Source organism: Sulfitobacter aestuariivivens, from assembly GCF_014763045.1.
Lineage (GTDB): Bacteria > Pseudomonadota > Alphaproteobacteria > Rhodobacterales > Rhodobacteraceae > Sulfitobacter > Sulfitobacter aestuariivivens.
Window position 1 is genome coordinate 158,720 of record NZ_JACTAG010000001.1, and the last position, 23,669, is coordinate 182,388.

23 protein-coding genes are annotated in these 23,669 nt (G+C 59.0%); 17 read left to right on the top strand and 6 right to left on the bottom strand.

Annotated elements, in window-relative coordinates; all coding sequences use genetic code 11:
- The first annotated feature begins 62 nt into the window (after positions 1-62).
- From H9Q16_RS00665 to H9Q16_RS00675, 3 genes are all read left to right on the top strand, one after another.
- Positions 63-1,079 (top strand): C4-dicarboxylate TRAP transporter substrate-binding protein, encoded by a 1,017-nt coding sequence (locus H9Q16_RS00665; RefSeq protein WP_191073462.1) that lies wholly within the window; start codon positions 63-65, stop codon positions 1,077-1,079.
- Between the two features lie 102 nt (positions 1,080-1,181).
- A complete protein-coding gene (locus H9Q16_RS00670) occupies positions 1,182-1,817 on the top strand; it encodes a TRAP transporter small permease subunit (protein WP_191073463.1) in 636 nt (211 codons plus the stop codon).
- Positions 1,817-3,217, top strand: a complete 1,401-nt coding sequence (locus H9Q16_RS00675; protein ID WP_191073464.1) for a TRAP transporter large permease — start codon at positions 1,817-1,819, stop codon at positions 3,215-3,217. The genes H9Q16_RS00670 and H9Q16_RS00675 overlap by 1 nt, the downstream gene beginning before the upstream one ends.
- Here H9Q16_RS00675 and H9Q16_RS00680 read toward each other — a convergent pair.
- Both H9Q16_RS00680 and putA read right to left on the bottom strand, forming a co-directional pair.
- The gene (locus tag H9Q16_RS00680; protein WP_191073465.1) at positions 3,203-4,306 is read right to left on the bottom strand and encodes an AI-2E family transporter; all 1,104 of its coding nucleotides are present in this window, start codon (positions 4,304-4,306) and stop codon (positions 3,203-3,205) included. The two genes, H9Q16_RS00675 and H9Q16_RS00680, sit on opposite strands and share 15 nt — an antisense overlap.
- A gap of 208 nt (positions 4,307-4,514) precedes the next feature.
- On the bottom strand, positions 4,515-8,180 hold the full coding sequence (gene putA, locus H9Q16_RS00685) for a bifunctional proline dehydrogenase/L-glutamate gamma-semialdehyde dehydrogenase PutA (RefSeq protein WP_191073466.1): 3,666 nt from the start codon (positions 8,178-8,180) through the stop codon (positions 4,515-4,517).
- Between the two features lie 393 nt (positions 8,181-8,573).
- Here putA and dusA point away from each other — a divergent pair, with 393 nt between their 5' ends.
- The 4 genes from dusA (at position 8,574) to H9Q16_RS00705 (ending at position 11,617) form a co-directional block, all read left to right on the top strand.
- The gene (dusA, locus tag H9Q16_RS00690) at positions 8,574-9,557 is read left to right on the top strand and encodes a tRNA dihydrouridine(20/20a) synthase DusA (RefSeq protein ID WP_191073467.1); all 984 of its coding nucleotides are present in this window, start codon (positions 8,574-8,576) and stop codon (positions 9,555-9,557) included.
- 66 nt (positions 9,558-9,623) lie between these two features.
- Complete coding sequence (locus H9Q16_RS00695; RefSeq protein WP_191073468.1) at positions 9,624-10,001, top strand: hypothetical protein; 378 nt, start codon at positions 9,624-9,626, stop codon at positions 9,999-10,001.
- Between the two features lie 21 nt (positions 10,002-10,022).
- A complete protein-coding gene (locus H9Q16_RS00700; RefSeq protein ID WP_191073469.1) occupies positions 10,023-10,844 on the top strand; it encodes a sulfite exporter TauE/SafE family protein in 822 nt (273 codons plus the stop codon).
- Positions 10,841-11,617 carry a hypothetical protein gene (locus H9Q16_RS00705; protein WP_191073470.1) on the top strand — a complete coding sequence of 259 codons (777 nt, stop codon included), beginning with the start codon at positions 10,841-10,843 and terminating at the stop codon, positions 11,615-11,617. Before H9Q16_RS00700 ends, H9Q16_RS00705 begins: the two co-directional genes overlap by 4 nt.
- 270 nt (positions 11,618-11,887) lie before the next feature.
- Here the strand turns inward: H9Q16_RS00705 and H9Q16_RS00710 are convergent, their stop codons facing one another.
- Genes H9Q16_RS00710 through ccmI form a run of 3 tightly spaced genes read right to left on the bottom strand, consistent with a single transcriptional unit; the run spans position 11,888 to position 13,819 of the window.
- Positions 11,888-12,124: a DUF1289 domain-containing protein gene (locus H9Q16_RS00710; protein WP_191073471.1), complete on the bottom strand. Its 237-nt coding sequence runs from the start codon at positions 12,122-12,124 to the stop codon at positions 11,888-11,890.
- On the bottom strand, positions 12,114-12,596 hold the full coding sequence (ruvX, locus tag H9Q16_RS00715) for a Holliday junction resolvase RuvX (RefSeq protein ID WP_191073472.1): 483 nt from the start codon (positions 12,594-12,596) through the stop codon (positions 12,114-12,116). The genes H9Q16_RS00710 and ruvX overlap by 11 nt, the downstream gene beginning before the upstream one ends.
- On the bottom strand, positions 12,593-13,819 hold the full coding sequence (gene ccmI, locus H9Q16_RS00720) for a c-type cytochrome biogenesis protein CcmI (protein ID WP_191073473.1): 1,227 nt from the start codon (positions 13,817-13,819) through the stop codon (positions 12,593-12,595). The genes ruvX and ccmI overlap by 4 nt, the downstream gene beginning before the upstream one ends.
- 197 nt (positions 13,820-14,016) lie before the next feature.
- Between ccmI and H9Q16_RS00725 the strand changes: the two genes are divergently transcribed.
- From H9Q16_RS00725 to rarD, 10 genes are all read left to right on the top strand, one after another.
- Entirely contained in the window at positions 14,017-15,261 is a 1,245-nt protein-coding gene (locus H9Q16_RS00725) for a sarcosine oxidase subunit beta family protein (protein ID WP_191073474.1), read from the top strand.
- Between the two features lie 94 nt (positions 15,262-15,355).
- Positions 15,356-15,640 (top strand): hypothetical protein, encoded by a 285-nt coding sequence (locus tag H9Q16_RS00730; protein ID WP_191073475.1) that lies wholly within the window; start codon positions 15,356-15,358, stop codon positions 15,638-15,640.
- A gap of 156 nt (positions 15,641-15,796) precedes the next feature.
- On the top strand, positions 15,797-15,958 hold the full coding sequence (locus H9Q16_RS00735) for a hypothetical protein (protein ID WP_191073476.1): 162 nt from the start codon (positions 15,797-15,799) through the stop codon (positions 15,956-15,958).
- A 171-nt stretch (positions 15,959-16,129) separates the two neighbouring features.
- Complete coding sequence (locus H9Q16_RS00740; protein WP_191073477.1) at positions 16,130-16,453, top strand: sarcosine oxidase subunit delta; 324 nt, start codon at positions 16,130-16,132, stop codon at positions 16,451-16,453.
- Between the two features lie 63 nt (positions 16,454-16,516).
- Positions 16,517-19,534: a sarcosine oxidase subunit alpha family protein gene (locus H9Q16_RS00745; protein ID WP_191073478.1), complete on the top strand. Its 3,018-nt coding sequence runs from the start codon at positions 16,517-16,519 to the stop codon at positions 19,532-19,534.
- The gene (locus tag H9Q16_RS00750) at positions 19,527-20,096 is read left to right on the top strand and encodes a sarcosine oxidase subunit gamma (RefSeq protein WP_191073479.1); all 570 of its coding nucleotides are present in this window, start codon (positions 19,527-19,529) and stop codon (positions 20,094-20,096) included. Before H9Q16_RS00745 ends, H9Q16_RS00750 begins: the two co-directional genes overlap by 8 nt.
- Before the next feature lie 115 nt (positions 20,097-20,211).
- Positions 20,212-20,658 (top strand): hypothetical protein, encoded by a 447-nt coding sequence (locus tag H9Q16_RS00755; RefSeq protein WP_191073480.1) that lies wholly within the window; start codon positions 20,212-20,214, stop codon positions 20,656-20,658.
- 138 nt (positions 20,659-20,796) lie between these two features.
- Positions 20,797-21,396: a superoxide dismutase gene (locus H9Q16_RS00760; RefSeq protein ID WP_191073481.1), complete on the top strand. Its 600-nt coding sequence runs from the start codon at positions 20,797-20,799 to the stop codon at positions 21,394-21,396.
- 280 nt (positions 21,397-21,676) lie between these two features.
- On the top strand, positions 21,677-22,132 hold the full coding sequence (locus tag H9Q16_RS00765; RefSeq protein WP_191073482.1) for a host attachment family protein: 456 nt from the start codon (positions 21,677-21,679) through the stop codon (positions 22,130-22,132).
- Between the two features lie 68 nt (positions 22,133-22,200).
- Entirely contained in the window at positions 22,201-23,121 is a 921-nt protein-coding gene (rarD, locus tag H9Q16_RS00770) for an EamA family transporter RarD (protein ID WP_191073483.1), read from the top strand.
- Here rarD and H9Q16_RS00775 read toward each other — a convergent pair.
- Positions 23,052-23,609: an LOG family protein gene (locus H9Q16_RS00775; RefSeq protein ID WP_191073484.1), complete on the bottom strand. Its 558-nt coding sequence runs from the start codon at positions 23,607-23,609 to the stop codon at positions 23,052-23,054. The two genes, rarD and H9Q16_RS00775, sit on opposite strands and share 70 nt — an antisense overlap.
- Positions 23,610-23,669 lie beyond the last annotated feature (60 nt).

The following is a 23,669-nucleotide window of genomic DNA, read 5'->3' on the forward strand; positions in this document are numbered from 1 at the left end:
CACGCAGCCGGATATGAACCGAAAACGAGATGCGGACCAATAACCGCAAAGGGAGAAGATCAATGACCAAGTATCTATCAGGCGCCGCAGTCTGCGCCATCAGCTTTGCCTTCGTCACTGAGGCCGCTGCAACCGAATGGAATGTCTCTGTCTGGGGCAAGCGCCGCGCGTTTACGGAGCATGTTGAGAAGATCGCTGAACTGGTGTCTGAAAAGACCGGCGGCGAATTTACAATGAACGTGAGCTACGGTGGCCTGTCAAAGAACCGCGAGAACCTTGATGGCATTTCCATCGGTGCCTTTGAAATGGCGCAGTTCTGCGCCGGGTATCACCGCGACAAGAACCGGGTGATCACGGTGCTTGAGCTGCCGTTCCTCGGGGTTGAAAACCTGGAACAGGAAGTTGCCGTATCCAAGGCCGTTTATGCGCACCCCGCTGCGGCCGAGGAAATGGCACAGTGGAACGCCAAGCTGCTGATGACCTCGCCGATGCCGCAGTACAACCTTGTTGGCACAGGCGAACCGCGCGACACGCTGGACAAGTTTGACGGCATGCGTGTGCGTGCGACCGGCGGTCTGGGACAGGCGTTTGAGGCTGTGGGTGGCGTGCCCACGTCCGTGACAGCCACCGAGGCCTATCAGGCCATGGAAAGCGGCGTGGTTGACACGGTCGCCTTTGCACAGCATGCGCACTTGTCCTTTGGCACAATCAACCAGGCGGACTGGTGGACAGCCAACCTGAACCCCGGCACAGTCAACTGCCCGGTTGTGGTCAATATCGATGCCTACGAAAGCCTCAGCGATGCCGAGCGTGAAGCGCTTGACAGTTCCGTGGACGAAGCGCTGGAGCACTATCTGGCCAACTACGGCGAGCTTCTCAAGAAATGGGACAGCGTGTTGGAGGAAAAGGGCGTGCAGAAGGTCGAGATTGCGCCCGCAGTGATCGACGAATTCCGCGCCAAGGCGGCTGATCCGATCCGGGATGCGTGGATCAAGGACATGGAAGCGCAGGGCCTGCCTGGCCAGGAGCTGTATGATCTGGTGGTCAAAACACTGGACGAAGCCAAAGGCGGCAGCTGAACCACCTAACAAGGTGCAGGCGAGGGGTGGGCGGATTGCCCACCCTACCAGCGCCCGTAGGGTGGGCAATCTGCCCACCTTTTCCATGCCGGGGGGAATATCATGGCAGGCTCTGCTGCGGTTCTGGAAGATTCCAGTCTGTTATCAAAACTTGACCGGGCTCTGCTGCCGTTGGAACGATTTTGCGCGCTTCTGTCGGGACTTGCGATCTTTTCCCTGATGTTTTTGGCGGCCTATTCGGTCACCGGGCGTAAATTTTTTGCCTCTCCGCTTGCTGGCTACGTCGATTACATCGAAGCGGCGATGCCGATCATAGCGATCATGGGCGTGTCCTACGTCCAGCGCGACGGCACACACATTCGCATGGATATGCTGGTCGGCGCGCTCAAGGGACGTTTGCTTTGGCTCTTCGAACTTGTTTCCGTCCTCTTGATGCTGCTTCTTATCGTGGCATTGACCTGGGGCGCGTGGGAGCATTTTGATCGTTCGTTTGACTGCAGTCGACCGTTTTGCAGTCGCGATAGTTCCATCGACATCGGCATTCCCATCTGGCCCTCAAAACTTGTCGTGCCCATCGCCTTTGGTGTGCTTGTCTTGCGCCTGATCCTGCAGGCTTGGGGGTATGGTCGCGCCTTGGTTCTTGGGCTGGAAAACCCTGTCGCGGTGCCACTCACCCTGTCTATCGAAGAGCAAGCCATGGCCGAAGCCGCCATCCTTGATGACGAGGAAGCACGCTGATGGAACCCATCGACATCGGCTTGTGGGTCTCGGGCGGGATGCTCGTTATGGTCGTTCTGGGCATGCGCGTGGCTTTTGCCGCCGGATTGGCAGGATTTATTGGATTGGTCTGGCTGCGGTGGAACGGCTTTGACTATGATCCCGAACGTTTTTGGAAAGCGGTGGAAATCAGCGTCAAGGTTGCAGGGCTGACGCCGCATTCAAAGGTTTCCGCCCAGGTGCTGAGCCTCATTCCTGTTTTTATCATGATCGGCTATCTGGCCTATTACGCAAAGCTGACCACAGCGCTTTTTGAGGCCGCAAAGCGCTGGATTGCCTGGGTGCCGGGAGGCCTCGCAGTCTCAACCGTTTTTGCCACCGCAGGCTTTGCCGCCGTTTCCGGCGCGTCGGTGGCTACTGCCGCCGTTTTTGCCCGCATTGCCATTCCTGAGATGCTCAAGATCGGGTACAACAAGCAGTTCGCCGCTGGTGTGGTTGCGGCGGGCGGCACGCTGGCATCGCTGATCCCGCCCTCTGCCATTCTGGTGATCTATGCGATCATCGTGGAACAGGACGTGGGCAAGCTGTTGCTGGCGGGCTTTATTCCCGGCATGTTCAGCGCCATTGTCTATGCCACCATGATCATCGGCATTGCGATGATCTGGAAGAACGTCGGGCCCCCCGTCGGTGGTTTCACCTGGCGCGAGAAATTCGAGAGCCTGCCCCCCGCATTGCCCATCGTGGCGGTGGTCGTGATCATCATCTTCTTTGTCTACAACCCCTTCGGAGATGCCTGGGGCACCCCGACAGAAGGCGGGGCAGTTGGTGCCTTTATCGTGTTCCTGATGGCGCTCTGGCGCGGGATGCGCTGGGGACAACTGAAAGAGGCGTTGCTGGAAACGGCCAAACTGACGGTGATGATCTTTACCATTATCTGGGGTGTGCTGATCTATGTGCGCTTTTTGGGTTTTGCAGAACTGCCCGATGCCTTTGCCGACTGGATCACAGCGCTTGAGATGTCGCCGTTGCTGATCCTGGTCTGCATCTTGCTGGCTTACGCGGTGCTTGGCATGTTTATGGACGCCATCGGAATGCTGCTGTTGACCCTGCCTGTGGTCTATCCGGCGGTGATGGCGCTCAACGGAGGCGAGGCGGTTGCCGCGGCTGACAGCGCGTTTGGTATGTCGGGACCGATGTGCGCGATCTGGTTCGGCATTCTGGTGGTCAAGATGGCAGAGTTTTGTCTGATCACACCGCCGATCGGTCTGAACTGTTTTGTCGTGGCGGGCGTGCGGGACGACCTGTCAGTGCAGGATGTTTTTAAGGGTGTGACCCCGTTCTTTGTTGCTGACGCAATCACAATTGCGCTTTTGGTGGCCTTTCCGGGAATTGTGCTTTGGTTGCCGTCACTGGCTGGCTGAGGCGGGCTGGGAGTCATCGTTGCCCTTCGCCTCGTTCAGGGGGCCCTCATCGCCAGAGAGGAAAAAGCCGATGGTCTTGAGCGGCTCGAAGTTTTCACAGATGACCTTGAAAACCACCAGAACCGGCACCGCGACCAAGGCACCGGGCACACCCCAAAGCCAGCCCCAGAAAACCACTGTGATAAAGACAGCAACGGTGTTCATCGCCAGGCGACGACCCACCAACCACGGCGTGACCAACTGACCTTCGATTGAGGTGATCACAAGGTAACCCAGGGGGGCAAGCAGGGCATATCCGACGCTGTCAAATTCGGTGATCGCCAATACTGACACCAGCAGGGCGCCAAAGAAGCCGCCGATGTAGGGCAGGAAATTGAGCAAAAAGGCCAGGACCCCCCAGACAAGCGCATTTGGCATTCCCAGCAGCGCCAGGTAGGTTCCGATCACAACGCCAAGGCCGGCGTTGATCACCGTGATCGTCAGAAGATAATGCGACACACGCCGTTCGATTGCGTAAACAGTCGAAAGTGCGCGCTTTTTACCTGTCATGGTCGGAAAGACCTGCACCAGTTTGCGATAGAAGAGGTCGCCTGATGCCAGCAACAGCATGGCAAGGATGAGGGTGACGGCAACGGTGGCACCGACCCGTGTCAACGTGTCAAAGGCGGAACTGACAATGCCGGGCTGCTCTACCGCGACGGTTTGCGTCTTGTTGGGGCCGTCGCCGATGGCTTCGACCTCTTCAGTGACGGACCGCACCTGTTCGACCGCATCATTCATGCCGCTCATCTTGTGCCGGATATCTGAGATGATGCGGGGGAGTTCATCGCTCCACAGAGCCAGCGTGCCAGCCGTTCCGCCTGCAACCAGCAGAATGCCAACGGCGGCGGAGGTAATCAGGATCGCTGCAGAAAGGATCGCCGGAATGCCAACGCGCGTCATCCCGCGCGAAAGGGGGCTGAGGGTCAATGCCAGCAAAAAACCAAGTATGAGGGGCAAAATGAGATCCCGGGCAAAGTACGCTGTCACAAACAGGGCAATCAGTACCAGAAACCGGAGCGAGTATTTGATAGATGTCGTGTCGTCCACGAAGTATTCCCCTTCAGGCGCGAAACAGGCCCGTCAAGCCTAACGCTCAAAAGGCTGATTGGTTCATTTGTCTGCCCGAATGAGCAAGGCTTTCGACGCACCATACGCCTTTGGGCCAGATGGGGTCCGACCATCCTGCCTGCACCCATGCTACCTTCGAATTGGCACAACTGACATGAGGATCTGTATCACTATCCCCGCTGGCGCCTCACGAGGACGACGCAAGTAAACTGGCGTTACCTCCTGCGGCCGTCGTGTCGATACACAAGTGGCGCTCAAGCACGTATCGTTCGGGCGCGATCGGATCGGTCACGAAGGGAATGATCGGCCCGTCACGTTCGGACAGGGCCACGCGCAGGTCCCGTGACCAATCCGATGCGCCAGCAGCACTGACAACTGCGATGCCATCCACTGTCTTCAGCGTGTCAGCCGACACAGTTCCATCAAGCGATACAATCGGGGCACCGACCGCAGCAAATGCCTCTGCCATTTGCGCCGCGCCCGACACAGCAACGACGGCACCGCATCCGGCGCCGAGCGCTTGGACGGCCTGGGCAATCGCAAGGTCGGGCGTCGGCCCAAGGCACAGAACATTGCCTCGTGGATACATGCGCAGCCGGTTGCTTTCGCCAGTGGGACCCGGCAACGTTTGTGGCGACATGTCGAAGGCGGCCGTTTCCGCCAGCGCTTTGCGAATGACGCCTTTGAGGCCGCTCGCGGCCGTGCGCAGAACATGCACCCGGTCCGCGCGTGCCGCCCAGTTTCTGGCATCAATCGAAGACAAGGCCTTTTCAAGCGCGGCCCCGCCCACATTGGCCCCCTCTGGTGCCGAATGATCCCCGACTTTCCCGACACGCCGAAAGCGCGTGAGATAAAGGGGCCCACCAGCCTTGGGTCCGGTGCCTGACAGACCTTCACCGCCAAAAGGCTGGCTGCCGACGATCGCGCCGATCTGATTGCGGTTCACATAAGCGTTGCCAACCTCGATACGTTCCACGATCTGTTCGACGCGGTCGTCAATCCGGGTGTGCAGGCCGAAGGTCAGGCCATAGCCGCGCGCATTGATGTCATCGACGATACTGTCGATATCGCGCGCCTTGAAGGTCGCAACGTGCAGCACCGGCCCAAAGATTTCCCGTTCCATATCGGCGATACCATCCACCTTGACGATCGCGGGCGTGACATAGGTGCCCGTGTCGGGAGCAGGCAGGGTTTTCTGGAGCGCACCTGCCCGTCGATGGGCGTCGATGTAAGCCATGATGTCTCTCTGTGCATCGGCATCGATGACCGGAGATACATCCACATCCGGTTGCCATGGATCTCCGATGACTAGCGCATCCAAGGCCCCGGAGAGCATGTGCATCAAGCGGTCGTGCACTTCCTTTTGCACATAAAGCAGGCGCAGGGCCGAACACCTTTGTCCGGCAGATTGAAATGAGGAGATCAAGATGTCGCGTACCGCCTGTTCCGGCAGCGCGGTTGAATCCACGATCATCGCGTTCAGGCCGCCCGTTTCGGCAATCAGCACGGCGTCCGGGCCCGCGTTGCGCGCCAGCGCCTTGTGGATAATCTGCGCCACCTCAGTAGAGCCGGTAAAGCAGACACCGGCGATGCGCCGGTCGCTGGTCAGCGGGCCGCCGACTGTTGGGCCGTCCCCGGGCAGTAGTTGCAGCGCGGCGTCTGGAAGACCTGCCTCGCGCATCAGTGCTACGGCACGGGCTGCAATCATCGGCGTCTGCTCAGCCGGTTTGGCGATCACGACATTGCCTACGGCCAGGGCTGCTGCGATCTGGCCAGAGAAGATGGCCAGAGGGAAATTCCAGGGGCTAATGCACACGAAGATGCCGCGCGGGGAACCTGGCTCTTCGTCTTCCAGCCGTTCAGCTTCGTTGGCATAATAGCGTAGGAAATCAACCGCTTCGCGCACTTCCGCAATCCCATCGAGCACAGTCTTGCCCGCCTCGCGGGTTGTGATTGCGGTCAGCTCTGCGATGTTGTCTTCATAAAGATCGGCAACCTTGCGCAGGATGTCGGCACGTGCCGTAACGGGGTGGGCGGACCAATCTGCAAAGCCGGTCTCTGCGGCCTTGAGGGCGGCTTCCACATCAACGGCGGACGCTTCGCGCACCTCGCCCACGACCCTGTCACTGTCGGCTGGTGAATAAAGAGTGCGCAGTTTGCCGTCGGACTGCGGGTTGCCCGATATCATCGGGCCAGCCGACCACGTTGTGTTGTGGAAGTCCTGGCGGGCCGCCAGCAGCGGCAGAATGGACGCCGGTTCATTGACACGGAAACCTTTTGAATTGCGACGTTCCGGTGCGAACAGCGCCGCCGGTTGACGGATCGTCGGGTTCGCAATGTCCGCCCCCAGCTTTTTCATCTCGGCCACCGGATCGGCAGATATATCCTCTGCCGGGATGTCGGGATCCACGATCTGGTTCACGAAAGAGGAGTTCGCGCCATTTTCCAGCAGACGTCGGACAAGATAGGCCAGCAAATCCTGATGCGCCCCGACCGGCGCATAGATGCGGCACCGAGTGCCTTCTGACTGTTTGACGATTTCGTGTAGGGATTCGCCCATTCCATGCAGTCGCTGAAATTCAAAGCTGTCCTTCTGGTTGCCTGCCATTGCCGTTACGGCCGCACAGGTATGCGCGTTGTGGGTGGCGAACTGGGGATAAATGCGGTCGCGCCGGTCCATCAGCATCTGTGCGCAGGCCATATAACTGACGTCGGTGTTGTTTTTGCGGGTGAAGACAGGGAAGCGTTCAACACCTAATTCCTGCGCGAGCTTGATTTCTGTGTCCCAGTAAGCGCCCTTGACCAGCCGGACCATGATCTTGCGATTATATCGTTTGGCCATGTCGTAGAGTGTCTCGATCACCGGTGACGCGCGGCGGCCATAAGCTTGTACCACCACGCCAAAGCCGTCCCAGCCGGCTAGTTCAGGGTCAGATAACATCGCCTCGATCACGTCGAGTGATAGATCAAGCCGGTCTTGTTCTTCAGCGTCGATGTTGAAGCCGATATTGGCTTTCGCGGCCTGCCGTACCAGTTCCTGTGCGCGCGGCAGCAGTTCGGCCATCACGGTTTCGCGGTGGGTGTATTCATAGCGCGGATGCAGGGCCGAAAGCTTGACCGAAATCCCGGGGCTGGAACGCACGTCTCCGGTTGCCTGCTTGGCAATGGCGCTGATTGCTTGGGCATAGGCCTTTTGATAGCGCACAGCGTCTTCATCTGTGCGGGCCGCTTCACCAAGCATATCGTAGGAATAGGTATATCCCTTCTTTTCAAGCTCGCGCGCGTTTTTGATGCCTTCCTCTATGGTCTGACCCAGCACGAACTGACGCCCAAGGATTTTCATCGACTGACCAACCGCAGTGCGGACCACAGGCTCGCCCAGGCGTTTGACAAGGCTGCGCAATGCGCGCGCGGGCCCTTTTGGGTCGTCATCCAGTACCTTGCCCGTCAGCATTAAAGCCCAGGTAGATGCATTGACCAGCGAAGAGGCAGAATGCCCCAGATGGGCCCCCCAGTTTGACGGTGCGACCTTGTCCTCGATCAGGTCGTCAATGGTTTCTGCATCTGGTACGCGCAACAGCGCTTCGGCCAGACACATCAGGCCCACGCCTTCTGCCGTTGAAAGACCGTATTCGGCGAGAAACGCTTCCATCATCGATGGCGAGGTCTCATCGCGCACCCGTTTGACGTATTGTGCCCCGGCGGCGGCGGCCTTCGCGCGATCGGCCTCTGACAGTTTTATCTGTTCCGCGAGGGATCTGATCAGCTCGGCCTCATCCGCGAAATAATTCTCGCGGACCCGAAGGCGCAGTGGATCGGCATGGGTCTGAAACGCTGCTGTGGCCTTGGTCATGTTGGTATTCTCCCTGGGTCGATCTTGCCCTGCGGGGCGTGTCTGCCGTGATTATCCTGCCGAATGGGTGGCGTCTATCATGCACTTGGGTTTTTCAATGTGTAAACACCGGGGGCAGGGCGCTGTACCGGGCGCCTTACCTAAGCTGATGAGTGAGCCGTAGGCCAACGGGCAATTTCACCCGGCTGACGGTATCGCACCTGCAATGCCAGACCGGGTGATCCAGAGTGGCCCGCGTCTTGGCGGTGGCGCGTGGTGCTGTCAGGACCGCGCGCCAATGCCGCATCGAAAGTCGCCGCCAAATCGTTGCAGCTCTGGACGACCATCGCGGCTCTGGAGTAAGCGTGCCTTATCCTCGATCAGGACGGCGGCATTCAATGCAGGAGAAACCCGATGCCAAACAATGCGGCTGCCCTGGCATCCCGGTTATCCGTCGCGCCCATGATGGATTGGACAGATCGGCATTGCCGCTATCTGCACCGGCTGCTTAGCACGCGAACTTTGCTTTATACTGAAATGGTGACCGCACCTGCGTTGGTGCGCGGTGGCGCCCTGCATCTGCTTGACTATAATGTGCAAGAGCATCCCGTGGCGTTGCAGCTTGGGGGGGCCGATCCAGTTGAACTGGCCGAGGCTGCGCGGATGGGCGCAGAGGCAGGCTATGATGAGATCAATCTGAACGTCGGCTGCCCGTCAGATCGGGTCCAATCGGGCACCTTTGGTGCGGTGCTCATGAAAAACCCGGCACTTGTCGCGCAATGTGTGCGCGCTATGCGCCACGCCGTCGATGTGGATGTGACGGTTAAGTGCCGCATCGGTGTGGATGATCAGGACCCGGACGTGGTCCTGCCGGAATTCCTGTCCCAGATGGTTGGTGCGGGCTGCACACGGGTCATTGTTCATGCGCGCAAGGCCTGGCTGCAAGGGCTAAGCCCTAAGGAAAATCGCGATATCCCGCCGCTGGACTACGCTTTGGTGCAGCGAATGAAAGAGATTTTTCCGAACCTGCATTTGTCGATCAACGGCGGGGTCACATCGCTTGATCAGGCCGAGGCCTTGCTGGACAGCGGGCTTGACGGCGTCATGATCGGGCGCAGCGCATATCACCAGCCTACGGATATCTTGTGCGCAGCGGATCGCAGGATGTTCGGGGCAGGGCATGACACGACGGCCGAGGAGGTGGTTCATGCGATATTGCCCTATATCGAAGCGCATGTGGCCTCTGGTGGCAAGCTGGGCCAGATCACGCGCCACATGCTGGGGCTTTTCGCTGGGCAGCCCGGTGCGCGGCTTTGGCGGCGCACCTTGTCCGAAGGCGCGCATCGCCCCGGTGCGGGCACGTCATTGGTTCTGGAGGCACTGGACGCGGTGGCCTAGGCCAAAGAAGCGACGGCGGTCGGATAACCTGATCTGGCCGGCAACACAGAGACGGGAAAGCGCTTGATGCACCACATCCCCTACATCTTGAATATCCTCATTCTTTTGCCTGTTCTGGCGCAGTTGCTGAGGCATCGGGCAGGGACGCCCTTGGTGGCCTTCGGCGGCGTGCCGGACGTGCCGGTATTGCGGATGCTGGTGGTCAGTCTTTGGGGGGGTGTCCTTATCATGTCGGTGATTGCTTTGGCCGCACCACTGACCTTCTGGCCACTGCTGCTTTTCCAGGTCATCTATAAAACCCTCTTTCTGGCCGTCTTTTGCGGACCAATCTGGCTTGGCAGGAGCAACGGGGTGATACCAGTTGGTCCGGTCGTGGTCTTTATCTTCATCATCGCGGTCTGGCCCTTTTTCATTGTGACCGCATTGCAATCGGGGCAAGTGTAGGCAAAACGCCAGAGAACCATCATGCCTGAAATGTCCTTGTTGTTGATGATGGCCGCTTTGCTTGCGGCGATCGGTGCGTTTGCGGGGGTGCTGGCCGGGCTGCTCGGAGTGGGGGGCGGCATCGTCCTGGTGCCCGCGTTCTTTTATGCCTTTCAAACGCTTGGCTATGACGGTCCGCAGTTGATGCAGATGTGTCTGGCCACGTCGCTTGCGACGATCATCATCACCTCACTGCGGTCGGTGAACGCCCATAACAAGAAGGGCGCGGTGGATTGGGACATCCTGCGCAGCTGGGCGCCGGGGATTGTCGTTGGGGCGATCATCGGCGTTGCATTGGTCTCACAGCTGCGGTCGACAACCCTGCAGGGCATTTTCGGCGTGCTGGCGTTGATCGTTGGGCTCTACATGGGGTTTGGCCGGATGGAATGGCGGCTGGGGCAGGCCATGCCTTGGGGCATTCTGCGGGCCGTCCTGTCGCCAGCCGTCGGGTTTCTGTCCGTCCTGATGGGAATTGGCGGGGGCAGCTTTGGCGTGCCGCTGATGAGTCTCTTCAACACCCCCATTCATCGCGCGGTTGCGACGGCGGCTGGATTTGGCGTGCTCATTGCGGTGCCCTCAGTAATCGGATTTCTGTTTGTCGAAATCGATGCCGGCAGGCCACCACTCACCATAGGGGCGATCAACCTTGTGGCGTTCGTGATCGTCATTGCCATGACGCTGATCACCACGCCCTGGGGTGTGAAGCTGGCCCATGCGATGGATCCCAAACCATTGAAGCGCGTCTTTGCGGTGTTTTTGGTGCTGGTGGCCCTTAACATGTTGCGCAAGGCGCTGGGGGGGTGACAGGGGCGGATGGGTTCAGGGTCTTTGAGCCTGACGCGCAGACGCTGGTATGGGCCCAATCGGCACATGCGCAAGCGCTCAGAATTTCCGCCGATCCGGGGATGCGCGCAGCGAACCTGCGTCACGGAGAAACATGGTTTGTTGGTGTCGATGCCCTGCCCAACGCGGCAGATGGCAGTATTGCAGGTGCTGCTCTGCAAGGACCATGGAGCGCACATGTTCCGACCGTGGATCACTGGCACCCTGCACAAGTGTCGATCGTCTTTCCCGGCTATCCGAAGCAGGACAGGGGCGAGAGCGATGCAAATCATCGCTACCGGATCACACGGTTTGCAGCCCACGTGGACGGGCTGTTGCCGGAAGGTCCGGCGCGCCGCCGGTACCTGCGCGAGCCGCACGCATTCATCCTGGGGCTGCCGCTGAACGTCTCAAACGCCGCGCCACTGACGGTATGGCCGCGCAGTCAACGGATAATGGGACAGGCATTTCGGGACGTGACAGCAAACAAAGACCCTAGCCAGGTCGATCTGACCCAGGCCTATCAAGCGGCGCGGCGCAGGTGTTTTGAGCAGATTGCGCCGCTGACCATCACGGCGGCACCCGGTCAGGCTATCTTGCTACACCGGCATCTTCTACACGGCGTCGCACCATGGGCTGAGGATCATACTGCCCCGCCGGAGGGGCGCATGATTGCCTATTTCCGACCGCAATACTCAGCGGCGCGTTGGCTCATTGATGATGATCTGGAAACAAGGAATTTTGGAAACGCGTAAAAATAGCCGTGATATTCCCGCTATAGTAGCAAATTTCAAACAAGGACCCTGCTCGCGCCCCATTGTTGCCACTTCAGACACAATACTGTTTCTCATCGACGTTAAGTTATCGAGGCAGAAAATGGTGATCACAGGCATCAACAGCGTAAGACAATGCGGGGGCACCGTCCTTGTCGCAAGCGCAAACGCCAATGAAGCACCATCAGGTCTAGACCGGGCAGTCAAACCTGAACAATCGCTGGTGCTTTTGCACCGGATCGTCGATTCCTCCTAACCCCTCCGGGACAACCGAGCGGCGCGGCCTCCGCGCCGCTTGGAAAACGCCCCGGAGCGGGTGGGAAGCTCTGCCATCACCGCGCGACGTTCCTCTGGTGTCATGCGGGACCAGCGACCGATTTCATCGATGGAACGCAGGCAGCCGGTGCACAACCGCGCCTCCGGATGGACGACGCAGATCTTGATACAGGGGCTTTCCACCTCTGCGCGTTTCCAGACCTCATCCGACATCGGCTTCCCTTATGACCCGCAAACGATCCAGCACGCCTTGCAGGATATACCCTGCAGCGACGTGGTCGATCACCTCTGCGCGACGTTTGCGTGACGTATCCGCCTCTAGCAAGGCCCTTTCGGCAGCGACTGTGGACAAACGTTCATCCCAGAAGGTGATCGGGAGCGCCTCCAGCCGTTCAAAGTTGCGCGCAAAGGCGCGCGTCGACTGGCAGCGCGGCCCTTCGGTGCCGTCCATGTTGCGCGGCAATCCCAGCACCAATCCGCCAATTTGTCGTTCCGCGATGATTTCTGACAGACGCGCAGCATCCAGTCCGAACTTGCGCCGCTTGATTGTCTCAAGCGGTGTTGCAACGGATAAGAAATTGTCGCTGACCGCGATGCCAATTGTCTTTTCGCCAAGATCGAGGCCCACAAGCGCGCGCAGTGGCGGCAAAGCGGCTGCGAATGCTGGGGTATCCTCAAGGATCATTCAGCCACCCCGGCCTGCTGACCCGCCCGCCGGATGATATCCACGGCGCTGGGGCTGTCCGCGAAAACCTGCATCGCATTGTCGTAGATCGCGCGTGCCTGGCCGCGCTGACCCAGCACGCCAAGCGATGTGATCAGCCGGGCCCAATCCTCGGGCGGTCCCCCGTCGGTCGCCAGCCGATCAGAAAGGCCCGCGACCATGCCACCGATCATGTCCATACGCTCTTCGGGCGTCATGTCGCCTGCGGCCTCGATGTCGTCGGCCGATGGTCCGGCAGCTGCGCGGGTGCCGGCACGGGGCAGGGTGTAGTCAACCCCAGCAAGCTGCGCAACAGCCATGATCTGTGCGCGAATGGGATCATTCCATGCCGCATCCGGATCGCCCCGGCGCAAGAGTTCGTCCCAGATGCGAAATGCAAGATCGGGTCGCCCGGTTTGCGCCATCATCAGACCAAGATAATACCGTGCCCGTCCATCTGTCGGTGTCTCTTCAAGCACTGCGCGCAAGGCGACTTCTGCCTCTGGCGACACATAGCCCCCAGCGGACAGAACCAGCAATTCGCCATAATCGCCCAGATCCTTTGGCGTCACTTCCGCGCCCTTTATCCGCAGCACGGTTTCTTGCGCGCGGGCAGCCGCTGCAAAATTGCCGACGTTGGCCTCGTTTTCCGCCAGCAGGACGTGACCCTGCAGATCGTCAGGGCGTTCTGCGACCGTGGCACGCAATTGCTCAAGCAAGCGCGCATACCGCGGCTCGATCTGTGCGGCTTCGGTGGGCGCGGGCAGGCTGTCGATGGCTGCTTGCTGACTGGGGCGGGTCTCGCGCACCTGTTGCGCAAAGGCGATCCGATCTTCCAGGGCAAGATCACCATATCCCGGCTGCCCCAACCACGCATAAAGACCAAGCGATCCTGCGCCCAAAAGTGCCACCAGCAATACAAGGGCCACGGGGCGCGGGCCGGTATCTGACGGTGAGTCGTCGCTGGCCTTGGCGTCGGCCGACAGGATACGGCGCGATATCTCTGTGCGGACACGCTTGGCATCCTCGTGTGGCACAACGCCGCGGGCGACGTCGCGGTCCACCTCTGCCAACTGGTCGCGATAGACCTGCATGTCGAGTTCCGCCGCGCCGGGCAGGGCGCTATCCGCCCCACGCCAAAGCGCACGTGCCAGCAAAAGCGTGACAATGGCGGCCATGGCGATGGTGATGATCCAGAAACTCATATCCCCCTACTTAGTCGTCCTGCCGGGTGTGCAAAAGAGGTCATATGGGCGCGTGGCCCCCGTGACTTTCGCCAATTGCGGCCCATGTCGCAAAATTGATAGAGAGTGCCGTGGGGAGTATCCTTTTTTCTGCCCATCACTCCAGAACGGACCCAACGCCGGTTGTCTGCGGCGAATCCTTGGCCAGAGGTCATAGAATGAAGAAATATTCAGTATTTGCCGTCGCGCGCGAAGCGATGCGCCATCATACCGGCTGGAACCGCGCATGGCGCGATGCGCAGCCCAAGAAGCGCTATGATGTGATCATCGTCGGCGCTGGTGGGCATGGACTGGCGACAGCCTATTATCTGGGTAAGAATTTCGGCATCACAAATGTTGCGATCATTGAAAAGGGCTGGCTGGGTGGCGGCAATACAGGCCGCAACACGACCATCATCCGGAGCAACTATCTGCAGGACCCCTCGGCGGCAATCTACGAAAAGGCCCGGAGCCTGTACGAGACAATGTCGCAGGACCTGAACTACAACGTTATGTTCTCGCCCCGTGGGGTGATCATGCTGGCACAGACAGAGCATGAGGTGCGCGGGTATAAACGAACAGCCCATGCGAACGCGTTGCAGGGGGTCACGACCGAGTTCATCGGTCCTGAGCGCGTGAAGCAGCTGGTGCCGATTATCAACCTTGATGGTCCACGCTATCCGGTGCTGGGTGGGCTTTGGCAGGCGCGCGGCGGTACCGCGCGGCATGATGCGGTGGCCTGGGGCTATGCGCGGGCGTGCTCTGACATGGGCATGGATGTCATCCAGAAATGCGAAGTCACCGGCGTGCGCTCAGAAGGCGGCAAGGTCACGGGCGTCAGCACAAACCGCGGCGATATCGATTGCGACAAGCTGGGCATTGTTGTCGCGGGCCATTCCGGACATCTGGCCGACATGGCCGGTTTCCGGCTGCCGATTGAAAGCGTTGCCCTGCAGGCTCTGGTGAGCGAGCCGATCAAGCCCTGCATGGACGTGGTTGTCATGGCCAACACGGTGCATGGCTACATGAGCCAGTCTGACAAAGGCGAAATGGTTATCGGTGGCGGCACAGATGGCTACAACAATTATACCCAGCGCGGGTCCTTTCACCATATCGAGGAAACCGTGCGGGCGCTGGTCGAAACCTTTCCGATGGTGTCGCGCCTCAAGATGCTGCGGCAGTGGGGTGGGATTGTGGATGTGACGGGAGACCGCTCTCCGATCCTGTCGAAAACACCGGTCGAGAATGTTTTTATCAATTGCGGCTGGGGTACGGGCGGGTTCAAGGCGATCCCTGGATCGGGCTGGGGCTTTGCCGAACTGATGGCGAAAGGGCAGTCACCATTGACCGATGCCTTTGGGCTGAACCGATTCCAGGAAGGCCGCTTTATCGACGAAAGCGTTGCTGCGGGTGTGGCACACTGATGCATCAGGATGATCTGATAACAGTGGAACGGCGGAACCGGCAAATGAACTCGTGCGTTGTCTGTGCAGAAATACCATGCACAGGAGATGCAACATGGCCGAATCTGATCAGACCCGTTCGGAGCATACGACGACCACAACAACAACGACCACTGGCGGTGGCGCCGGAATGGGGTTCATCATCGGTGCCCTTGTCGTTGTTGTGGCAGGAATTGCCTACTTCATGTTTGCCGGCGGCAACGTCGCGAACGAAGGAGGCGGTGATGTCAATGTCACCATCGAAGGTGCCGGCGACGCGGTCCAGGACGCTGGGGAAGCCGTTGAAGGCGCTGCCGAAGCTGTCGAACAGGAAGCGGAAAGCGCCACAGAAGGCAACTGAACTATATAAAACCACAGGGTCTGGCCCCCGGCAGGAGGCCGGGCCTTCGGGCAGTACGTCGGCTCGATTTGGCCGATTGGACGCGAATTTCGCCCCGAATTTTGAGAATCTGCGCAATCATGGCATCCTGACGTCCTCTGAGACGGAGGACAGATCATGTCAGAGGAAACCTTCCAAAGCGGCAGAGGCAGCCAACGCGGGATCATCATTGCGGTTGTCGCCCTTGCAATTTTCGTCATCGGGGTCGCCATGCTGGGCAATGGATCAACCCCAGACGACGCCGCGACGGCAACCGGTAGCGCGACCTCAACAGACTGACGGCGCGCTTACAGCCTGCGGGCCTACCGCTGGCCCCCGACGCGGGGCCGCAGGCGCGGTTGTGACCGGCGTCAGGCAAACACTTCACCCCAACCCCATACGATCTTTGCTCAAAAGCCGAACCGCAACCGCGCGATCGGTCACCTTTTTGCCCATGACTGGAGCGCATCCATGCTGGTCCTGACCTGTCACGCCTGCGGGGTCACCGCAGAGGAAACCGAATTCCACGCCGGTGGTGAGGCGCATCTCAAGCGTTTCGGACCCGGGTCGTCAGATGAAGACTTTGAAGAGTACTTGTTCATGCGCGCCAACCCAAAGGGTGTGCATTTCGAACGGTGGCGTCATGCAAACGGGTGCGGGAAATGGTTCCATGTGGCCCGCGACACCATGACCCTCGAAGTATTTGGCAGCTACAGCGCACAGGCCTTCGCCCCACCTGAGGAACTTCTTTCCCGGATCGAGGACAGGCGTCCCGGCTGGCGCGGTCAGGACTGATCCGATGCTTTCTTTTGCCCATAAAATCATTCGCCACCCCCACGCACACGAAGGCCCGCACTCATGAGCACCAGACTTGCCACAGGCGGCCGCCTGCTGAACAAAGCCAAACCGGTCAACTTCACCTTCAACGGCAAGAACCTGCGCGGCTACGAGGGCGACACCCTTGCTTCGGCGTTGTTGGCCAATGATCAGATGCTGGTTGGCCGGTCCTTCAAGTATCACCGCCCGCGCGGGATCGTTGCGGCTGGCCCGGAAGAACCGAATGCCCTTGTTAATCTTGGCGCAGAGGGTCGGTTCGAGCCCAATGCCCGCGCCACGACCACGCCGTTGTTTGACGGGTTGCAGGCGGCAAGCCAGAACCACTGGCCGAGCCTCGAATTTGACGTTGGTGCGATCAACAAACACCTCAGCCGTTTTCTGCCTGCGGGCTTTTACTACAAGATGTTCATGTATCCGCGTGCCGCCTGGAAACATGTCTACGAGCCCTTCATTCGCCAATCGGCGGGACTTGGCAAAGCGCCCAAGGCCACGGATGTGGACACGTACGAACATTTCTACGCGTTCTGTGATGTGTTGATCATCGGTGGTGGCGTTGCCGGACTGCATGCGGCGCTGACCGCCGGCAAAAGCGGTGCGCGCGTCATTGTTATGGAACAATCAGATCACTGGGGGGGACGCGCCCCTGTTGACGGTGGTACTGTCGATGGTCAGCCTGTGGATAAGTTCGTGGACGGAATGGTCACGGAACTGGAAACACTGGAAAACGTGACCCTGCGCCGAAACTGTATGGGGGCAGGAGTTTATGACCACGGCTATGTGCTGGGTTATGAGCGCCTGCGCGATGACAGCCCTCACGTGCAGGGCCCAAGGCACCGCCTGTGGCGGGTGCGGGCGGCACATATCATTACCGCCACCGGGGCCATCGAACGCCCCCTCAGCTTTGCCGGAAACGACATTCCGGGCGTGATGCTGGCGGCAGCTGTGCGCGACTACCTGGTGAACCATGGGGTTTCGGTCGGTGACCGTACTGTTGTCGTCACCAACAACGACAATGCTTACCTTACGGCAATTGCGCTCAAGCATGCTGGGCTGGACGTGCCTGCAATCGTCGACGCGCGGGTCTTGCCACAAGACAGCCAGTTGATGGAGCAAGCCAAGGCGCTGGGTATCCGCGTCATGATGGGTCATGGCATTGCAAGCGTCAAAGGCGGCAAGCGGGTCACGGGTGTCGAGATCTGCGCACAGGCCGGTGAAGGGGCCGTGCTGGAGGAAATCAGCTGTGACGCGGTCGCGATGTCCGGGGGCTGGTCTCCGGTCGTGCATTTGTGGTCTCACTGTGGTGGCAAGTTGCGATGGGATACGACCCAGGCGTGTTTCAGCCCTGATGTGGATAACCCTCCGCTGGGCGCAGATGGGATGGGCTTTGTGACACCTGCGGGTGCCGCCTCTGGGGTCTTTGCGCTGGATGACGTGCTCAACGATGCGTTTGCGGCAGCTGATGGTGTGATGACTTCGCTGGGCTTTGATGTGCCACGTGACCTGAAATCGCCCGAGGCTGAGCGACGGCAGGATGCCCCAATGATGCCGGTCTGGCTGATGCCGCAAGGCGCATCGGTCAAGCTGCGTGAAAAGGCGTGGCTGGACTATCAGAACGATGTCAAGGTGTCGGACGTGCGACTGGCGGCACAGGAGGGATTTGTCAGTGTCGAGCACGCCAAACGCTACACCACGCTAGGGATGGCGACCGATCAGGGCAAGCTGAGCAATATCAACGGTCTGGCCACGCTCGCCGGCGCATTGGATGCAGATATCCCATCGGTCGGCACGACGACCTTTCGGCCCCCCTATCATCCGATTTCGATGGCCTCGATCGCCGGCGAGGCCCGGGGTACCGTGTTCCAGCCGATCCGTCGCACGCCGATGCATGACTGGCATGACACCCACGGCGCAGAGTGGGAGCCGGTAGGCCACTGGCGGCGTCCCTATGCCTATAAGCAAGGCGGTGAGAGCACGTATGATGCCGTGATGCGTGAGGTGACCAACACGCGTGAGAAGATGGGTCTTCTGGATGCATCGACGCTGGGCAAGCTTATTGTCAAAGGTCCGGATGCGGGGCGTTTCCTAGACATGATGTACACCAACATGATGTCCACACTGAAGGTAGGGAAATGCCGCTACGGGCTGATGTGTTCGGAAAACGGCTTTCTGATTGATGATGGTGTTGTGGCCCGCTTTGATGAGGACACGTGGCTTTGTCACACGACCACCGGTGGTGCTGAACGCATTCACGGGCATATGGAAGAGTGGTTGCAGACCGAATGGTGGGACTGGCAGGTCTACGTCGCGAACGTGACAGAGCAATATGCCCAGGTGGCCGTTGTTGGCCCCAATGCGCGCAAGGCGCTGGAAAAGCTTGGCGGCATGGACGTTTCCAAAGAGGCGCTTGGGTTCATGGACTGGGCCGACGGCGAACTGGGCGGCTTCAAGGTGCGCGTATATCGCATCTCTTTCTCTGGCGAATTGTCCTATGAAATTGCTGTTGATGCCAGCCATGGGCAGGCCTTTTGGGATGCGCTGATGGTCGCGGGCCATGATCTGGGCGTGATGCCATATGGCACGGAATGTTTGCACATTCTGCGTGCTGAAAAGGGCTTTATCATGATCGGGGATGAAAGCGACGGCACGATTATCCCGCAGGATCTGGGACTGCACTGGGCGATTTCCAAGAAGAAGGAAGACTATCTGGGGAAACGTGCGCAGGAACGCTCGCATATGACTGACCCCAACCGCTGGCAGTTGGTGGGGCTCGAGACAACTGACGGCTCTGTCTTGCCAGACGGGGCCTATGCGGTGGCTGAAGGTGAGAACGAGAACGGACAACGCAATATGCAAGGCCGCGTGACCTCGACCTACCATTCTCCCACATTGGGCAAAGGGATTGCCATGGGGTTGGTCTTGAATGGGCCCGACCGGATGGGCGAGACGCTGATCTTCCCCGGAACTGACGGCAAAGAGTATCAGGCCAAGATCGTGAACCCGGTTTTTTACGACCCGAAAGGGGAGAAGCAAAATGTCTGAACCCGTGAGCGCGCTTAAAAACATCAGTGACCTTAACGGCATCGCGGCTATTCGAGAGATTGGGCCCCTTGGCATGATCACCCTGCGCGGTGATTTGTCCGATCGTGCTGTGCAGGACGCCGCAAAGACCGCTGGTGGGGCCAATGCCCCGGATCAACGGAAGATCAACGCTGAGGGAGACGGCGGTGTCGCCTGGATGTCCCCGGATGAACTGCTGATCCTTTGTCGCTATGACGAAGTGCCCTTGCGGATGACCAATCTGCAGGCGGGCCTGTCGAAGGGGCATGCGCTGGCGGCCAATGTCTCGGACGCGCGGGCAGTATTCGAAGTTTCCGGACCGCGCGCCCGGGAGGTGCTGGCAAAGCTCGCACCAGTTGATCTGACACCGGGCCAGTTTGAGCCGGGCATGATGCGGCGCACGCGCCTAGCACAGGTTCCGGCCGCTTTCTGGATGACCGATGCTGAGACGTTTCGGATCGTCTGTTTCCGCTCTGTTGCTCAGTATGTCTTTGATTTGCTGAAAATCGCAGCGCAGCCCGGATCGGAAGTCGATTTCTTCTGACCCTGTGCCATAAAGACGCAAGCTGCGTTGATGCGCTCTCGTAAGGGTTGTGGCCGTTTGGTGATGCGATATAGCATCGAATGCCAGAGAGGCGCAGCACTTAGGAGAATGTGACGTGAAGAGCAGTTTGGTTGGCCTTGTAATGGCAACGATCATTTCAGGGCATGCCCTCGTAACGCAAGCAGCGGCACAGGACGGCGTGTTTTACGAATGCGATATGAACGTGAAGCTGCCCAATGGCTGGGTCTCGCCCAAGATCGGCATCGTGATTGATGTGGCGGGCAAGGTGCGCGTGATTGACAGCGTGACGCTGAATTTCCTGAAAGCGCCGGCAAAGGCAGGTCGCATGGACAAGGGCAACAAGATGCGTCTGACGTGGTCCATACCCGCGGCGACCGACAGCAGAGGTCAACGTATCCCAACGTTTCGGTATGTCGCCAATCTTGACCGTGACACCGGGGCGATCCGTGTGATCGCCAAGCCGACAGGCGCGCCTCAAAGCTGGCGGGGCAAGGGAACCTGCAAGACCCGCTCAGGCCCGCCGCCCAAAATCCTGCGATAGCGCTGCCGTGATCCGCCATCCGAATAAGGGCGGCCAAAGCGCATATTTCATAGTCTATCGTTCCCGAATGACTTGACCTTCTGCTCTTACGGGCTTTCTTGTGCGTCATGCTCACTGAAATACAAGGAGGGCCCCAGAATGGCTTTTGAACTTCCCGATCTTCCATATGCACACGACGCGCTGGCATCCAAAGGGATGTCCAAGGAAACGCTCGAGTATCATCACGACAAGCACCACAATGCCTATGTCACAAATGGCAACAAGGCGATCGAAGGCACCGAGTGGGAAGGTAAATCCCTCGAAGAGATCATCAAGGGCACATATGATGCCGGTGCTGTTGCGCAAAGCGGCATCTTCAACAACATCTCGCAGCTGTGGAACCACAACCAGTTTTGGGAGATGATGGGCCCCGGCGATGCGGGCATGCCCGGTGAACTGGAGAAGGCGATCGTCGAAAGCTTTGGCTCTGTCGACAAGATGAAGGACGAGTTCAAGGCAGCAGGCGCGGGCCAGTTCGGCTCTGGCTGGGCGTGGCTGGTCAAGGATACCGACGGCGGTCTGAAAGTCACCAACACGGAGAACGGTGTCAATCCGGTCTGCTTTGGTCAAACGGCGCTGCTGGGCTGTGATGTATGGGAGCACTCCTATTACATCGATTTCCGTAATGCGCGGCCGGATTACCTCAGCAATTTCCTCGACAACCTGGTCAACTGGGAAAATGTCGCTTCGCGGATGTAAACCCGTATGCACGTCGCGCTCATGCGCTAGAGATTGGCCCCGCGATTAAGTCTCGCGGGGCTTTTCTGTTGGAACTGTCCTGATCCCCAAGGCGTTGATCCGGGGACGGTAGGTTGCCGGGAGGTCGATCAGGCCAAACGATCCTGCGCATGGTCTGGCCAGGCACTATGACGCGACAATCCTAAAGGCAATGACGCAGGTCAGCCAGATGGGTTCTGCGTTTCAAAGGCTCGCACCTTGAATGTGTGCGCACGAAAATCCACAGCATGGGAGAAACTGAATGACACATTTGAGAAACGGCACGTGGGTGTTGGTTGCAGACGGTGAAAAGGCCCTGTTCCTTGTGAACCAGACCGATGGCGAAAACCCGTTTCTGGATGTGATGCGCCGAGAAGAACAGGAAAATCCTCCGAACCGAGAACAGGCTGCGAATGAGCGGGGCAGGTTCAGTGATGGCCCGTCCGGGCATCGGTCGGCTGTGGAGGATACGGACTGGCATCAGCTTGCGAAAGACCGCTTTGCCAAGGATATGGCCGATATCCTTTACAAGGAAGCGCATGCGGGCAATTTCGATCATATCGTGCTGGTGGCCGACCCCGGCACGCTGGGCGAGTTGCGCGCGGAATTGCATCAGGTTGTTACTGAAAAAGTGATCGGCGAAGTGCCAAAGACCCTTACAAACCACCCAATCGACGAGATTGAAAAGATCGTTGCAAAGGACCTGCAAGTTACCTGATGTTGCGAGGGTAGGGACAAGCGGCTACGCTTTGCCGTCTGGTTCCTCTTTTCAGTACTGGTGCTTTCATGTCCGACGCGACCAAAGGCCTGATCGCGATGATCGGCGCCTGCATCATATGGGGTTTGTCTCCCATCGCTTTCCGGGCCATGACAGGCATCCCGCCGCTCGAAGTGCTTGCGCACAGAGGTATCTGGTCATTGGTCATCTTTGCCGTTGTTTTGCTTTTGCAGGGCCGGATCTTCGAGCTTTGGACAGCCCTGACGCATCGTCAAAATCTGCTGCTGATTTCGACGGCTGCCTGCCTGATCATGGGGGGGTGGTGGTTGTTTATCTGGGCCGTTCAGACCGGAAAGACCACACAGACCGCGCTGGGATTCTACATTTTCCCTCTTGTGGCAGTTTTGTTTGGCAGGGTGATCTTTGGGGAGCGTTTGTCACCGCTGAGATGGGCTGCTGTGGCCATGGTGGGGCTTGCCGCGCTATTGCTAACCTACGGAGCCGGTACTGCACCTTGGATTGCGCTGATCCTGGCGACAAATTTTGCCCTCTATGGCGTGATCAAGAAACGGCTGGACATGGGGCCTGTGGTATCTGTCACCGCCGAGGTGCTGATCATGGCGCCAGTTTTGGTGCTGATATTGTGGCAATCGAGCCACAATAGTGCGGGGCATTTTGGCGGCTGGAATAGCGATACCGCGCTGCTGATCTTTGCCGGGCCGCTCACCGCCATACCGCTTATCCTGTTTAGCTACGCCACGCGCCGACTGACAATGACGAGCACGGGGCTGATCAGCTATATCAATCCGACGCTGCAGTTTTTCTGCGCGGTCGCCTTGTTCATGGAGCCTTTCACGACCTGGCACGGGGTCGCATTCGCGCTGATCTGGGCCGCGCTGGCGCTCTATTCCTGGGCAAGCTATGGGGCGGAAAACGCGGCCACCAGGCCCGCCAGTGCTGCGTCCGCATCCGGCACAAGGTCAAGATAATCCAGCAGTGTCACGTCAGCGAATTCCTGCGTCACCACGTGGTTCATCAGGTCCATTAATGGGTCCCAATATCCGTTTGTATTCACAAGAAAAACCGGCTTTTTGTGCAGGCCAAGCTGGCGCCATGTCAGGACCTCAAAGAGCTCATCCAGTGACCCGGCGCCGCCCGGCAGCACGACCACGGCATCACTGTTCATGAACATCACTTTTTTGCGCTCGTGCATTGTTTCAGTGATGATGTAAGAGGTCAGATCGGTCTTGCCGACCTCCCAATCCACCAGATGCTTGGGGATTACGCCAAAGGTATCCGCACCGGCTTTCTGGGCGCTGCGCGCAACGCTTCCCATGAGCCCGACATCGCCTGCGCCGTAGACCAGCCGCCAGCCGTGTGCGGCAAGGCCCGCGCCCACAGCCTCGGCATCGACGGTATATGCAGGATCTGTGCCGGGTCTCGAACCGCAGTAAACGCAAACCGATTTTGCCGTCATGACAGGGCCTTTCAGGATCGAGGAAAAAATACAGGCGTGATGTGCTGTGTTTTGACCCGT

What these genes read in the sequence shown, in the direction of transcription:
- H9Q16_RS00665 (WP_191073462.1), top strand. Translation starts at nt 63, where the DNA reads ATGACCAAGTATCTATCAGGCGCCGCAGTCTGCGCCATCAGCTTTGCC.
- H9Q16_RS00670 (WP_191073463.1), top strand. Translation starts at nt 1,182, where the DNA reads ATGGCAGGCTCTGCTGCGGTTCTGGAAGATTCCAGTCTGTTATCAAAA.
- H9Q16_RS00675 (WP_191073464.1), top strand. Translation starts at nt 1,817, where the DNA reads ATGGAACCCATCGACATCGGCTTGTGGGTCTCGGGCGGGATGCTCGTT.
- putA (WP_191073466.1), bottom strand. Translation starts at nt 8,180, where the DNA reads ATGACCAAGGCCACAGCAGCGTTTCAGACCCATGCCGATCCACTGCGC.
- dusA (WP_191073467.1), top strand. Translation starts at nt 8,574, where the DNA reads ATGCCAAACAATGCGGCTGCCCTGGCATCCCGGTTATCCGTCGCGCCC.
- H9Q16_RS00695 (WP_191073468.1), top strand. Translation starts at nt 9,624, where the DNA reads ATGCACCACATCCCCTACATCTTGAATATCCTCATTCTTTTGCCTGTT.
- H9Q16_RS00700 (WP_191073469.1), top strand. Translation starts at nt 10,023, where the DNA reads ATGCCTGAAATGTCCTTGTTGTTGATGATGGCCGCTTTGCTTGCGGCG.
- H9Q16_RS00710 (WP_191073471.1), bottom strand. Translation starts at nt 12,124, where the DNA reads ATGTCGGATGAGGTCTGGAAACGCGCAGAGGTGGAAAGCCCCTGTATC.
- ruvX (WP_191073472.1), bottom strand. Translation starts at nt 12,596, where the DNA reads ATGATCCTTGAGGATACCCCAGCATTCGCAGCCGCTTTGCCGCCACTG.
- ccmI (WP_191073473.1), bottom strand. Translation starts at nt 13,819, where the DNA reads ATGAGTTTCTGGATCATCACCATCGCCATGGCCGCCATTGTCACGCTT.
- H9Q16_RS00725 (WP_191073474.1), top strand. Translation starts at nt 14,017, where the DNA reads ATGAAGAAATATTCAGTATTTGCCGTCGCGCGCGAAGCGATGCGCCAT.
- H9Q16_RS00730 (WP_191073475.1), top strand. Translation starts at nt 15,356, where the DNA reads ATGGCCGAATCTGATCAGACCCGTTCGGAGCATACGACGACCACAACA.
- H9Q16_RS00735 (WP_191073476.1), top strand. Translation starts at nt 15,797, where the DNA reads ATGTCAGAGGAAACCTTCCAAAGCGGCAGAGGCAGCCAACGCGGGATC.
- H9Q16_RS00740 (WP_191073477.1), top strand. Translation starts at nt 16,130, where the DNA reads ATGCTGGTCCTGACCTGTCACGCCTGCGGGGTCACCGCAGAGGAAACC.
- H9Q16_RS00745 (WP_191073478.1), top strand. Translation starts at nt 16,517, where the DNA reads ATGAGCACCAGACTTGCCACAGGCGGCCGCCTGCTGAACAAAGCCAAA.
- H9Q16_RS00750 (WP_191073479.1), top strand. Translation starts at nt 19,527, where the DNA reads ATGTCTGAACCCGTGAGCGCGCTTAAAAACATCAGTGACCTTAACGGC.
- H9Q16_RS00760 (WP_191073481.1), top strand. Translation starts at nt 20,797, where the DNA reads ATGGCTTTTGAACTTCCCGATCTTCCATATGCACACGACGCGCTGGCA.
- H9Q16_RS00765 (WP_191073482.1), top strand. Translation starts at nt 21,677, where the DNA reads ATGACACATTTGAGAAACGGCACGTGGGTGTTGGTTGCAGACGGTGAA.
- rarD (WP_191073483.1), top strand. Translation starts at nt 22,201, where the DNA reads ATGTCCGACGCGACCAAAGGCCTGATCGCGATGATCGGCGCCTGCATC.
- H9Q16_RS00775 (WP_191073484.1), bottom strand. Translation starts at nt 23,609, where the DNA reads ATGACGGCAAAATCGGTTTGCGTTTACTGCGGTTCGAGACCCGGCACA.